The sequence below is a fragment of the Streptomyces sp. NPDC057438 genome (assembly GCF_042802995.1).
Lineage (GTDB): Bacteria > Actinomycetota > Actinomycetes > Streptomycetales > Streptomycetaceae > Streptomyces.
This window is the reverse complement of record NZ_JBHVDD010000148.1, coordinates 1-11,579: the sequence shown is the minus strand read 5'-3', so window position 1 is coordinate 11,579 and position 11,579 is coordinate 1. Positions and strand designations below refer to the sequence as shown.

Genomic DNA, 11,579 nt, shown 5'->3' with positions numbered 1-11,579 from the left:
AGCTGGAGGAGGCACCCTGCCATGCTCGTCCGGGGTGTGACGCGCGGGTCGCACGGGACGTCGTCGACACCCGTGCAGAGTCGTTACTTCGGGTGGGTCACAGGGCCACGCCGAGCAGCGCGTCCACGGCTCGGGACACGACGCCGGGCGCGCTCTCGTCCGTGCCGCCCCGCTCCTCCTGGAGCGCGGCCCAGCGGTCGACCGCGGTGAGCGCCGCGGGCGCGTCCAGGTCGTGCGCGAGGGCCTCGCGGATCTCCTCGACGAGGGCCTCGGCGGACGGCCCGTCGGGCCGGGAGACGGCGGCACGCCACCGGCCGAGGCGGTCGACGGCGTCCTGCAGCACCTGGTCGGTCCACTCCCAGTCGGCCCGGTAGTGGTGGGCGAGGAGCGCGAGGCGTATCGCGGCCGCGTCGACCCCGTCGCGGCGCAGCGCGGAGACGAAGACCAGGTTGCCCTTGGACTTCGACATCTTCTCGCCGTGCAGCGCCACCATGCCGGCGTGGACGTACGCCTTGGCCATGGGGAACTCGCCGGTCAGCGCCTGGGCGTGCGAGGCGCCCATCTCGTGGTGCGGGAAGGCGAGATCGGAGCCGCCGCCCTGGACGTCGAAGCCCATGCCCAGGTGATCGAGGGCGATGGCGACGCACTCGATGTGCCAGCCGGGCCGGCCGCGGCCGAGGGAGCCGCCGTCCCAGCCGGGCTCGCCCTCACGCGCGGCCATCCACAGCATCGGGTCGAGGGGGTTCTTCTTCCCGGCCCGGTCCGGGTCCCCGCCCCGCTCGGCGGAGAGCAGCCGCATCGTGGCCGCGTCCAGACGCGAGACCTTGCCGAAGTCGGGGTCGGCCTCGACGGAGAAGTAGACGTCCCCTTCGAGCTCGTAGGCGGCGCCCGAGGCGAGGAGCCGCTCGACGAGCGGAACGATGCCGGGTATGGCCTCGACGGCGCCGATGTAGTGGCGCGGCGGGAGCATCCGCAGCGCGGTCATGTCCTCGCGGAAGAGGGCGGTCTCCTTCTCGGCGAGGGCCACCCAGTCGATGGCGTCGCGCGCGGCCCGCTCCAGCAGGGGGTCGTCGACGTCCGTGACGTTCTGGACGTAGTGAACCTGCCGCTTGGTGTCGAGCCACACGCGCTGTACGAGGTCGAACGCGTTGTAGGTCGCCGCGTGACCCATGTGGGTCGCGTCGTACGGGGTGATCCCGCAGACGTAGATACGGGCGACGGGACCGGGGTCAAGGGTGATGAGCCCATCGGTCGCGGTGTCGTGGATCCGAAGGTCGCGGCCCTTGCCGGGCAGGGCGGGGACCTCAGAAGCGGGCCAGGCATGCATGCCACGAGCCTAACCCGATCGCGGCGTTGCCATGCCGGGCGCCTGAGCACTCGGGGGTACGCCCTGTTCCGCGACGGCCGCTGGTACGTGGCTGATCGCGCGGTTCCCCGCGCCCCTGACGGGGCCCCGGCCCCGGGCACGGGTGGCCCCCTCAGACCGGGGGCCAGGGGATCGCCGGCCAGTCGCCGCTGGGCTCCGGGTGGCGTCCGCTTCTCAGGAGCGCGGCCACCCGCTCCCGTGTGGCGTCCAGTTCGGCCGGTGTGATCAACGCGACGAGCTTGCCGGCCAGCGCGCCGCCCTCACCGAGCGCATCCCGCAGCCGCTCCAGGACGTCCACGGCCTCCTGCGTGAGCGGCTCCCCCGCCCAGCCCCACAGCAGCGTCCGCAGCTTGTTCTCGACGTTGAAGGTCACTCCGTGGTCGATGCCGTAGAGCCTTCCCTCGGCGGCGGGCAGGAGGTGCCCGCCCTTGCGGTCGGCGTTGTTGACGACCGCGTCGAGCACGGCGAGCCGCCGCAGCCGCTGGTCGTCGGCGTGGACGAGGAGCGCGGTCTCGCCGTTCCCGACCTCCGCGAAGCCGACGGCCTTCCAGCCGTCCCCGGCCTCCTCGCCCTCCACGAGGGCCAGCAGCTCGGACCCGGGCTCGCCCTCGATCCACAGCTGGCACATGCCCTGCCCGTACGGCCCGTCCCGCAGCACGGTGGGCGGGACCAGCCCCCAGCCGGTGGCCTCGGACACCTCGTACGCGGCGACCTCCCGCTGGGCGAGCGTCCCGTCGGGGAAGTCCCACAGGGGCCGCTCCCCGGCGACGGGCTTGTAGACGCAGGCGGCTTCCCGTCCCTCGCGCGCGACCGTGCAGTACAGCACCGCGTTGGACGCGTCCCGCACCTGCCCGCGCACGGTCAGCTCGCCCTCGGCGAGCAGTTCGGCGTACGCCGGGCCGGGCGGGGACGAACCGGCGGAGGCAGCGGAGGCGGAGGAGGTCACGCCCCGCGCCGGTATCCGTTCTGGCGCGGACATACGTGTCCCTCCGGATCGAGCGGCAGGCTGCACAGCGGGCACGGCGGGCGCCCCGCGTTGACGACGTCGAGGGCACGCTTGGCGAAGGCACGGGCCTGCGTACCGGTGAGGCGGACCCGGAGCATCGGCGGGCCGTTCTCCTCGTCCTGGAGCATCCGCTCCTCCGCCTCGGCGAGGTCCTCCTCGGAGTCCGCGTCCAGCTCGACCAGGGCCTGGGCCTCGACGATCATCCGCTCCTCGTCGCCGTCCCAGGCCAGCGCCATGGTGCCGACCCGGAACTCCTCCTCGACGGGGGCCTCCAGCGGCGCCGTGTCCGACACCTCGCTGGGCGCGACGGCCGGCACCGCGGCGCTGCCGCCGCTGCGCCGCACGACCTCGTCGAGCAACTCGTCCATGCGCTCGGCGAGCGCGGCGACCTGCGTCTTCTCCAGCGCGACACTGGTGACACGCTGCCCGGAGGAGGCCTGCAGGAAGAAGGTCCGGCGCCCGGGCAGCCCGACCGTACCGGCCACGAAGCGGTCCGGGGGGTCGTAGAGGAACACCTGACGGGACACGTCCTGTCTCCATTGGAATCGACGTCGGGACCGGCCGCGCCGGCTGCTGACTCGTTCAGCGCCGCCGCGACCGCTTCACCCTACTGCGGTTGACGATCACGGTGCCCCCGCACCGCCCCCGACGGTGGCGTCACCGCTCGGGGGCTGCTCGCGCGGCGCCAGGGACGCGAAGTCCCCGGTGTCGCCGAGCCGGACGAGAAACGGCCTGAGCCGGGTGTAACGGATCGCGGTGATGGAACACGGTTCGACAGAGATCCGCTGGAAGAGGTCCAGATGAAGTCCGAGCGCGTCGGCGACGAGCGACTTGATGATGTCGCCGTGCGAGCACATCAGATACACGGCGTCGGCCCCGTGCTCGCTCTCCACGCGCGCGTTCCACTCCCGCACCGCCTCCGCGGCCCGGTGCTGCATGGCCCGCATCGACTCACCGCCCGGGAACGCGACGGCCGTCGGATGGGTCTGGACGACCTCCATCAGCGGCTCGTCGTTCAGCTCGGCGAGCTTACGGCCGGACCAGTCTCCGTAGTCACACTCGCCGATGCGTTCCTCGGTGTGCGCGACGAGTCCCGGCCGGGCGTCCAGCAGAGGCCGGATCGTCTCCTGGCAGCGCTGGAGCGGGCTGGTGACGACCTCGGCGATCGGCAGCCCGGCGAGGCGGCCGGGCAGCGCCGCCGCCTGCGCGGCGCCTCGCTCGTCGAGCGCGACCCCGGGCGTCCACCCGGCGAGCACACCCTCGGTGTTGGCGGTGGAACGTCCGTGCCGGACAAGGATCAACGTGGGCATGCGCCCCAGCCTAGACGTCCGCCCGACGGCCCCCTCCGGACCTGTGGGCAAAGCGTCCGCGTGCGAGGCGGCTGTGGACGAAGTGCCCGAGAAAGGAACCCCCTGTGATCGTCGACTGTGCCGTCTACCACGACGGGCACCGCACCGAGGGCCCCGAGGACCTCTCCGACGCCCTGGCCGCCGCCCGCGCCTCGGGCGGCTTCGTGTGGATCGGCCTGCACGAGCCGTCGGAGAAGGAGTTCGCCCTGGTCACCAAGGAGTTCGCGCTGCATCCGCTGGCTGTGGAGGACGCCCTGAAGGCCCACCAGCGGCCCAAGCTGGAGGTGTACGACGACTCGCTGTTCATGGTCCTCAAGCCGGTCGGGTACGAGCCGGCCAGTGACACCGTGACCAGCGGCGAGGTGATGGTCTTCCTCGGCGACGCCTTCGTGGTGACCGTCCGCCACGGCGAGGGCTCGCCCCTGGGCCTCGTGCGACGCCGCCTGGAACAGGAGCCCGAGCTGCTCGGCAAGGGGCCCACGTCCGTGTTGTACGCGATCACGGACGCCACCGTCGACCACTACCTCGACGTGGCGACCGAACTCCAGACGGACCTGGAGGAGCTGGAGGCGGAGGTCTTCTCGCCCGACGTCGGCGGCTCACGCAACACCGCCTCCCGGATCTACACGTTCAAGCGCCAGGTCCTGGAGTTCCGCCGGGCCACCGGCCCCCTCGCCGCACCGCTCAACCGGCTCTCCTCCACGGGCAACACCACCGCCGTGCCCTTCGTCGACGAGAAGGCCCAGCCCTTCTTCCGTGACGTCAACGACCACCTCACCCGCGTCAACGAGTCCGTGGAGGGACTGGACCGGCTGGTCTCCGACATCCTCTCCGCGCACCTGGCGCAGATGAGCGTCCGCCAGAACGACGACATGCGGAAGATCTCCGCCTGGGCGGCCATGGCCGCGATCCCGACGATGGCCGCCGGGGTCTACGGCATGAACTTCGAGCACATGCCGGAACTGCACTGGGCGTGGTCGTATCCGGCGCTGATGGCGCTGATGGTGGTGGCGGAGGTGCTGGTGTTCCGCCTCTTCAAGCGCCGTGGCTGGCTGTAGCCGTCACGCGTGTCGGAGAGGGGTCCACGGGCCGCACGCACGCGTGGCAGGGGATTTCCGTGCCCACGCGCGCGTGCGGGTGGCGCTTCAGGCGAACTCGGGGGCCGCCGTCGCCGGTCCGCCCAGGGCGTCGCGACGGAGGGGCATCTCCAGGCTGACCATGCGGCGCCAGCCGAGGGCCCGCTCGTAGGCGTACACCGCGTGGATGCCCGCGGCGAGGACGGCCGCCTTGGCCTTCGGCCAGCCCAGGATGCGCCCCATGTGGTCCATCACGGCGAGGCTGACATCCCGGTAGACGGGGATCTCGGCGAGGGCGCACTCACGGAGGGTCCGCTGGATGAAGCGGCCGTGTCCGGCGGCCGCGTAGCGCAGCAGCTCCTCGTGGGTGTAGGCGAGGTGGTTGTCCTCGTCGTCGGAGATCATCCGGACGGCCTTGCCGATCTCCGGGTGGCGTGCGAAGTGCTTGCGGAGCATCACCATCTGGTCGGCGGCCCGCTGTTCGGTGACCCGGCTGTGGCACAGGTAGACGATGACGTCCTGCACCGAGAGGAGGTCCTCGGCCTTGAGCTTCTCGTGTGCGAGGCCGATGCCGCCGCGCTCCAGGAGCATGGTGTAGTCGGTCTCGGTGGGGACCTCCACGGGCTGGAGTCCGCGCTTCTTCATGAGGGCGTTGAAGATCCGCCCGTGCTTGTCCTCGTCGGCGCCATGGCGGGTGATCTTGGGTGCGAGCGCCCGCTCGCTCGGCGGGACGAGCGCGGCGATGCGCGCGTTCTCCCAGCCGCCCTGCGTCTCCCCGCCGGCGGCGATGGAGCAGAACAGCCGGAACGACTCGTCGTTGTCGACGATCTCCTGGAACAGACTCTTGGCCGAAAGCATCGAAGGACACCTCTCTGCAGGGGACCTGGCAGGGTCCTGCAGAAAACGAGTCAAATGGGGTACCAGGAGCCGGGCAACAGCTGTGTCGGACAAATCCGCCGAACGAATGACGCCGGGGCGGCGCGGGGGCGTAACCGAGCGGGACGTGCCGCGTTGTCCCGGGTGACGGCCGTGGCGGGGAAGACCCCCGAGCCCCCACCACGGCCGTAGTACTTTCGGATCAGTCCGCGGTGCCGATTCCCGCCCGTTCCCGGTGCTCGTCGGCCACTGCGCCGTTCGGGTTACGCGAGGCCGGCCAGCTCCATGGCCTGCGAACCGGCCCGCAGCGAGGCGATCCGCTCGTCGAGCGTGAAGCCCGCCGGGGCGAGCGTGAGGGTGGTGACCCCGGCCGCGGCGTAGGCCGACATCCGGTCGGCGATGCGCTCCACGGAGCCGAGCAGCGTCGTCTGGTCGATCAGCTCGTGCGGGATGGCTGCCGCGGCTCCGGCCTTGTCGCCGGACAGGTACTTGTCCTGGATCTCGGCGGCCTCCTTCTCGTATCCCATGCGCCGGGCGAGCTGGTTGTAGAAGTTCTGCTTGCGGCTGCCCATGCCGCCCACGTACAGCGCGGTGTACGGGCGGAAGGTGTCGGCGAGCGTCGTGACGTCCTTGTCGTCGCCGACGGCGAGGGGCAGGGTCGGGCAGATGTCGAAGCCGTCGAGGGTCTTGCCGGCCTTCTCGCGTCCCGCCCGCAGGTAGGTGACGGCCGTGTCCTCCAGGTGCGCTGCCGAGGGGAAGATCAGCAGGGCGCCGTCGGCGATCTCGCCGGTCTGCTCCAGGTTCTTCGGGCCGATCGCGGCGATGTACAGCGGGATGTGTTCGCGGGTGGGGTGCACGGTGAGCTTCAGCGGCTTGCCGGGGCCGCCGGGCAGGGGCAGCGTCCAGTGCTCGCCGTCGTGCGACAGGCGCTCGCGGGTCATCGCCTTGCGGACGATCTCCACGTACTCGCGGGTGCGGGCGAGCGGCTTGTCGAACTTGACGCCGTACCAGCCCTCGGAGACCTGCGGTCCGGAGACGCCGAGGCCGAGCCGGAAGCGGCCGCCGGAGAGCGAGTCCAGCGTCGCGGCGGTCATCGCGGTCATCGCGGGCTGGCGGGCCGGGATCTGGAAGATGGCCGAGCCCACGTCGATGCGTTCGGTCTTGGCGGCGACCCAGCTGAGCACGGTGGCGGCGTCCGAGCCGTACGCCTCCGCCGCCCAGCACACCGCGTAGCCCAGCCGGTCGGCCTCCTGGGCCACGGCCAGGTTGTCCCCGTCCATCCCGGCGCCCCAGTAGCCGAGGTTGATCCCGAGCTTCATAGAGACCCGCCTTCCCTTACCGATCAGTAACGTCCTTGTGGCGCCGACCCTATCGGGCGGTGGCGCGTCAGAGCTCGGGAGGCTGGGTCGTACGGCGGACGCGGGGTGGTGGGGGCTGGTCGCGCGGTTCCCCGCGCCCCAGAAAGGCCAGCGGCCTTTCAAGATCGGTCCGCGGGGCCGTCCCGAGGGGCGCGGGGACTGCGCGACCAGCCCCCACCACCCGAGACGACGGACTCCCCCTGTGGAAATCGGTCATCCACAGGGTGCCCACGTGGGGAACTCCGGCCAGTAATGTCGCCGTTCATGGAGCAGAGGCATCTCGGCCGTACCGGCCTGCGTGTGTCCCGGATCGGGCTCGGCACCCTGACATGGGGCCGTGACACGGACGAGCATGACGCCGCGGACATGTTGAAGCTGTTCTGGGAGGCGGGCGGCACCCTCGTCGACACCGCCGACGTCTACGGGGACGGCGAGGCGGAGTATCTGCTCGGGCAGTTGATGGACGGGCTCGTGCCCCGCCGCGACCTCGTGATCTCCACGAAGGCCGGCAGCGTCCCGGACCCCGACCGCCGTTTCGACGGTTCCCGCGGCCACCTCCTCGCCGCCCTCGACGCCTCCCTGGCCCGCCTCGGCACCGACCACGTGGACGTCTGGCACATCCACGCCTACGACCCCGCAACCCCGCTCGACGAGACGCTGCAGGCCCTCGACCTGGCCGTCAGCAGCGGCCGGGCCCGTTACGCCGGGGTCTCCAACTACTGCGGCTGGCAGCTCGCGAAGGCGGCCACCTGGCAGCTCGCGGCGCCCGGGATACGCACCCGCCTGGCCAGTACGCAGCTGGAGTACTCCCTGCTGCAGCGCGGTGTCGAGCGCGAGGTGCTGCCCGCCGCGCTGGACCTGGGCATCGGTCTGCTCCCGTCCTCCCCGCTGGGCCGGGGGGTGCTGACCGCCAAGTACCGCCACATCACACCCCCGGACTCGCGGGGCGGTTCGGAGCACATGGCCCCGTTCGTCGCGCCGTACCTCGACGACACGGCGACCAGCATCGTGGACGCGGTGCAGACCGCCGCGGACGGCCTCGCGGTCACCCCGATCCAGGTGGCCCTCGCCTGGGTCCGCGACCGGCCCGGCGTGGCCGCGCCCATCGTCGGCGCGCGCAACGCGCTGCAGCTCACGGGGGCACTGTCAGTGGAGAGCCTTAGTCTTCCTGACGAGATCTGCCGGGCTCTCGACGACGTGTCGGCGCCCGTGCACCGCTATCCCGATCACGACTGGAGCACGCTGTGAGCACGGAGCCCGCGACCACGGAGCCGGACGAGCCGGGGGGACGGGGCGAGGGGACGCCCACCGACGGCGCCGACGCGTCCGGCGGCCGGGAGGCCGGGGGCGGGGAGACCGGGGTCGGGGAGACCGGGGTCGGGGTCGCCGCCGAGGGCGGAGCCGGTGCGACCGACGGGGCGAGCGGCACGGACGCCGGGGACGAGGCCGCCGACGGTGACACCGACGGGTCCGCGGAGGACGGCACCGAAGCCGCGCCCGGAACCTCCGAGGCACAGGCCGAGTTGGCGGCCCAGCGGCTGGAGCGGGAGCGGATCGAGCGGCGCAAGGCGGAGAAGGCCGCACCGATCGCGAGCGGGGCCAAGCTGAGCGGCACGGCGGCCGATCTGCTGGCCGCCGTACGGGCCGTGGAGGGCGGGCAGAAGCCCACGGCCACCGCCTTCGCCGGGCCGGAGCCCGCGCCGCGCCGGCCCGCGCCGGAGCCCGTGCGGCGGCCGCAGCCGGTGACGCCCGCGGCCGGCGCGACGGCTCCCTCGCACGAGACCGTCGAGGACGTCCGCGCGGTGCTGGCCGAGGGCGGCGCTCCCGAGGGCCTGGTGGCGCAGGTCGCCGAGGCGCTGGGTGAGGGCGCCGGCGCCCGGCTGCGCGCGGATCCCTGGCAGTTGCTGCGGGTCGCGGGCGTACGGCCGGAGCAGGCCGACGGGTTCGCGCGGGCGCTGCTCGGCGCGGAGTGCGGCCCGGACGACGAGCGGCGGGGCCGGGCGCTCACCGTGTGGCTGCTGGAGCAGGCGGCCGTCGCCGGGCACACGGCGCTGGAGGCCCCGGCGCTGGCGGCCGCGCTCGCCCAGCGTTCCGTGCCCGATCCCGACGAGGCCGTCCAGAACGCCGTCGCCGAGGGCGAGGCCCTGGTCTTCCAGGACGCGCTCGACGACACCCCGGCCACGGCCCGGTCCGCTGCCACGGGCGACGGCGCCGAGGGCGAGGAGGCGGAGGAGGAGCGCCCGGTCCGTGTCCTCATCGGCCTGGAGCGTTACGCCCTCGCCGAGGAGAGCCTCGCCGACGGACTCGCCCGCGTCATGAACTCCCTGCCCAAGGAGGACACGGCGGACTGGGCGTCGGCGGCCGCCTCGGCACCGCGCTCCGCCGCGGATCTGATCCGCGCCGTCGCCGGACACGGGCTCGTGGTGCACACCGGCGGCGAGGCGGCCCGCGCGGAACCGGCGGCGCTGCTCACGGCGGCCCGGACGCTCGGCCTGAGGGCGTACGCGGCGACGCACGGCGTGGACGGCAGGCGGCGCCTCGCCTCCCCGTCGGCCACCGCCGCGGGACCTGCGCCCACCGAAGGGACGGGCACCGCCGGGGGAGTCGACCCCGCCGCCGTCACCACCCTCACCGGGCTGCTGTCGGGCACCGAGGGCCCCGGCCGCGACATGGACGGCGCCCTCGACCTCGATCTGCTCGTGGTGCTGGACGCGCCCCAACTGGACGTCGAGACCGCGGCCCTGCTCGTCGAGTCGCTGCCCGACAGGGCCCGGCTGGTGCTCAGCGGCGACCCGGGCGTGCTGTGGTCCGCCGGTCCGGGCCGGGTCTTCGCGGATCTGCTCGCCGCGCGCGCCTGCCCGCAGGTCGCCTCGCGGACACCGGACCCCGGGCCCGTCGGCGAACTGGTCTCCGGGATCGGCATCGGGGAGCTGAACGAGGTCGACGCGCCCGGCAAGGAGGTGGTGATCGTTCCGGTGCGGGACGCGGGCGAGGCGGTGCACCGCACCGCGCAGCTCGTGGTGGACTCGGTGCCGAGGGCGTTCGGGATCCCCGCCGAACAGGTGCAGGTGATCACTCCCGGGCATGGCGGGGCGGCCGGCACGCGCGCGCTCAACACCGCACTCAAGGAGCGGCTGAACCCCGGACCGGGCCGCTTCGGCGGGTTCGACCCGGGCGACCGGGTGGCCTACTCCCCCGCGCCGGGCCGTTCGACACCGGGTCGCGTGGTGAAGGCCGATGCCGAGGGGCTGCACCTGGAGTGCTCGGGCACGGCCGTCGTCGTACCGAAGGAGCGGGTCGAGCAGACCGTGCGGCACGGGTGGGCGCTCACCGCGCACCAGGCCGTGGGGCAGCGGTGGCCGGCCGCGGTCGTGGTGCTGCCGGGCGACGCGGCGCGGCTGCTCACCCGCCCCTGGGTCTACACGGCGTTCGGACGGGCCGAGCGGCACCTGTCCGTGGTGCACGGCGTGGAGCAGGCGCTCCCCCGAGCCGTGGCCGAGACCCCGGCGAAGCCCCGCACCACACGGCTGCCGGCGCTGCTGAGGGCCCAGGTGCCCCCGGCCGGCTAGCCGGTGCCGTGCCGGGCGGCCCGGGGCACGCCCGAGCCGCCCGGCGCCGTGGATCCGCTACCGGTCCCCGGCCAGCGGCTCCAGGTCCTCGTCGTCGTCCGATTCGTCGTCGAAGACGGCACTGACGTCGAAGCGGCAGACGACCCGCTGCGCGTCGACCCCGTCGAAGGGTGCATCCAGCCACTCACCGGGGTCGGCGCTGTCGTCGGCCGCGGTCACCCAGAGCGTGGAGTCGCCCTCCTCCAGACCGAACTCCTTGTGCCGGGAGGCGATCTCGTCCGGTTCGAACTCCCCGAACAGCAGGCCCAGCGCACCGTGCACGGTGCTCGCCGCGCCCTCGGAGCCGGCCGGCTCCTCCGCCGCCTCCACCCGCTGGGCCTGGGCCAGCAGCCGCTGCGGCTCGGCCACCGTGTAGTCCCGGCGGATCAGTACGCTGAGCGCGCCGGGCTCCTCGGGGCCGGTGTACGGCGGCATGTCCTCCGTGCCGGGGATCTCGAAGGGAGTGACCTCGTCGTAGCGGTCGTAGAGCAGTTCGTCGTACTCCTCGGCGGCCGCGGCCAGCTCGTTGAACGCCTCGTAGACGGCCGGGTCGTCCTCCCCCGACCGGCGTTCGACCGCGGCCAGGTGGCGGTCGAGCGCGGTCTTGACCGCCTCGGCGGCGGCGCGTACCTCGGCAGCGGTGGGCTGCGCAGCATCAGACATAGTGCAGACGCTATCCGTACCGGGCCCCAGCCCGCACAATAGATACCGATGCCGGAATACGAATTTGTCGACGTGTACGTACCGCGCGGGGTTTCCCGCAAGGACGCCACACGCCTGCTGACGGACCATGCCGAGTACGGACACTGGGAGTTGGACCGACTGAGCCTGCTGCGTGACGGCAGCCGCAGGGTGCGGTTGCGCCGACGGATCATCCGCCAGGTGCGCGCCACCTGGTGAGGCGCACGGCGAGACGGAAGCGGGCCCCGCGACTGCGGGG

General features: G+C 73.1%; 11 protein-coding genes. 4 read left to right on the top strand and 7 right to left on the bottom strand.

The genetic code is table 11. From position 1 onward, the window contains the following. Window positions 1-97: 97 nt before the first annotated feature. From mshC to ACFU5F_RS40830, 4 genes are all read right to left on the bottom strand, one after another. On the bottom strand, window positions 98-1,327 hold the full coding sequence (gene mshC, locus ACFU5F_RS40845; protein ID WP_383898565.1) for a cysteine--1-D-myo-inosityl 2-amino-2-deoxy-alpha-D-glucopyranoside ligase: 1,230 nt from the start codon (window positions 1,325-1,327) through the stop codon (window positions 98-100). 151 nt (window positions 1,328-1,478) lie between these two features. Continuing rightward, window positions 1,479-2,345 (bottom strand): SCO1664 family protein, encoded by an 867-nt coding sequence (locus tag ACFU5F_RS40840; protein ID WP_383898563.1) that lies wholly within the window; start codon window positions 2,343-2,345, stop codon window positions 1,479-1,481. Then, the gene (locus tag ACFU5F_RS40835; RefSeq protein WP_383898562.1) at window positions 2,309-2,899 is read right to left on the bottom strand and encodes a DUF3090 domain-containing protein; all 591 of its coding nucleotides are present in this window, start codon (window positions 2,897-2,899) and stop codon (window positions 2,309-2,311) included. The genes ACFU5F_RS40840 and ACFU5F_RS40835 overlap by 37 nt, the downstream gene beginning before the upstream one ends. A gap of 96 nt (window positions 2,900-2,995) precedes the next feature. Further along, the gene (locus ACFU5F_RS40830) at window positions 2,996-3,682 is read right to left on the bottom strand and encodes a histidine phosphatase family protein (protein ID WP_383898560.1); all 687 of its coding nucleotides are present in this window, start codon (window positions 3,680-3,682) and stop codon (window positions 2,996-2,998) included. Between the two features lie 104 nt (window positions 3,683-3,786). On the opposite strand from ACFU5F_RS40830, the gene corA reads away from it, so the two are divergent. Further along, on the top strand, window positions 3,787-4,779 hold the full coding sequence (gene corA, locus ACFU5F_RS40825) for a magnesium/cobalt transporter CorA (protein WP_383898558.1): 993 nt from the start codon (window positions 3,787-3,789) through the stop codon (window positions 4,777-4,779). 87 nt (window positions 4,780-4,866) lie between these two features. Here corA and ACFU5F_RS40820 read toward each other — a convergent pair whose 3' ends face one another. Further along, the gene (locus ACFU5F_RS40820) at window positions 4,867-5,655 is read right to left on the bottom strand and encodes a ferritin-like domain-containing protein (protein WP_383898556.1); all 789 of its coding nucleotides are present in this window, start codon (window positions 5,653-5,655) and stop codon (window positions 4,867-4,869) included. 281 nt (window positions 5,656-5,936) lie between these two features. Then, window positions 5,937-6,992 (bottom strand): LLM class F420-dependent oxidoreductase, encoded by a 1,056-nt coding sequence (locus ACFU5F_RS40815; protein WP_383898554.1) that lies wholly within the window; start codon window positions 6,990-6,992, stop codon window positions 5,937-5,939. Between the two features lie 303 nt (window positions 6,993-7,295). On the opposite strand from ACFU5F_RS40815, the gene ACFU5F_RS40810 reads away from it, so the two are divergent. Next, window positions 7,296-8,279, top strand: coding sequence for an aldo/keto reductase (locus ACFU5F_RS40810; protein ID WP_383898552.1), 984 nt, complete (start codon window positions 7,296-7,298; stop codon window positions 8,277-8,279). Beyond that, entirely contained in the window at window positions 8,276-10,600 is a 2,325-nt protein-coding gene (locus ACFU5F_RS40805) for a helix-hairpin-helix domain-containing protein (RefSeq protein WP_383898550.1), read from the top strand. Before ACFU5F_RS40810 ends, ACFU5F_RS40805 begins: the two co-directional genes overlap by 4 nt. A gap of 57 nt (window positions 10,601-10,657) precedes the next feature. Here ACFU5F_RS40805 and ACFU5F_RS40800 read toward each other — a convergent pair whose 3' ends face one another. After that, window positions 10,658-11,302, bottom strand: coding sequence for a hypothetical protein (locus ACFU5F_RS40800; protein ID WP_383898548.1), 645 nt, complete (start codon window positions 11,300-11,302; stop codon window positions 10,658-10,660). A 48-nt stretch (window positions 11,303-11,350) separates the two neighbouring features. Here ACFU5F_RS40800 and ACFU5F_RS40795 point away from each other — a divergent pair, with 48 nt between their 5' ends. Continuing rightward, window positions 11,351-11,539: a DUF5703 family protein gene (locus ACFU5F_RS40795; protein ID WP_005485166.1), complete on the top strand. Its 189-nt coding sequence runs from the start codon at window positions 11,351-11,353 to the stop codon at window positions 11,537-11,539. Window positions 11,540-11,579: the final 40 nt, after the last annotated feature.

Bases quoted from the DNA above. Each gene is read 5' to 3' on its own strand.
- ACFU5F_RS40810 (WP_383898552.1), top strand. From the start codon at position 7,296: ATGGAGCAGAGGCATCTCGGCCGTACCGGCCTGCGTGTGTCCCGGATC.
- ACFU5F_RS40840 (WP_383898563.1), bottom strand. From the start codon at position 2,345: ATGTCCGCGCCAGAACGGATACCGGCGCGGGGCGTGACCTCCTCCGCC.
- mshC (WP_383898565.1), bottom strand. From the start codon at position 1,327: ATGCATGCCTGGCCCGCTTCTGAGGTCCCCGCCCTGCCCGGCAAGGGC.
- ACFU5F_RS40815 (WP_383898554.1), bottom strand. From the start codon at position 6,992: ATGAAGCTCGGGATCAACCTCGGCTACTGGGGCGCCGGGATGGACGGG.
- ACFU5F_RS40820 (WP_383898556.1), bottom strand. From the start codon at position 5,655: ATGCTTTCGGCCAAGAGTCTGTTCCAGGAGATCGTCGACAACGACGAG.
- ACFU5F_RS40795 (WP_005485166.1), top strand. From the start codon at position 11,351: ATGCCGGAATACGAATTTGTCGACGTGTACGTACCGCGCGGGGTTTCC.
- ACFU5F_RS40800 (WP_383898548.1), bottom strand. From the start codon at position 11,302: ATGTCTGATGCTGCGCAGCCCACCGCTGCCGAGGTACGCGCCGCCGCC.
- ACFU5F_RS40830 (WP_383898560.1), bottom strand. From the start codon at position 3,682: ATGCCCACGTTGATCCTTGTCCGGCACGGACGTTCCACCGCCAACACC.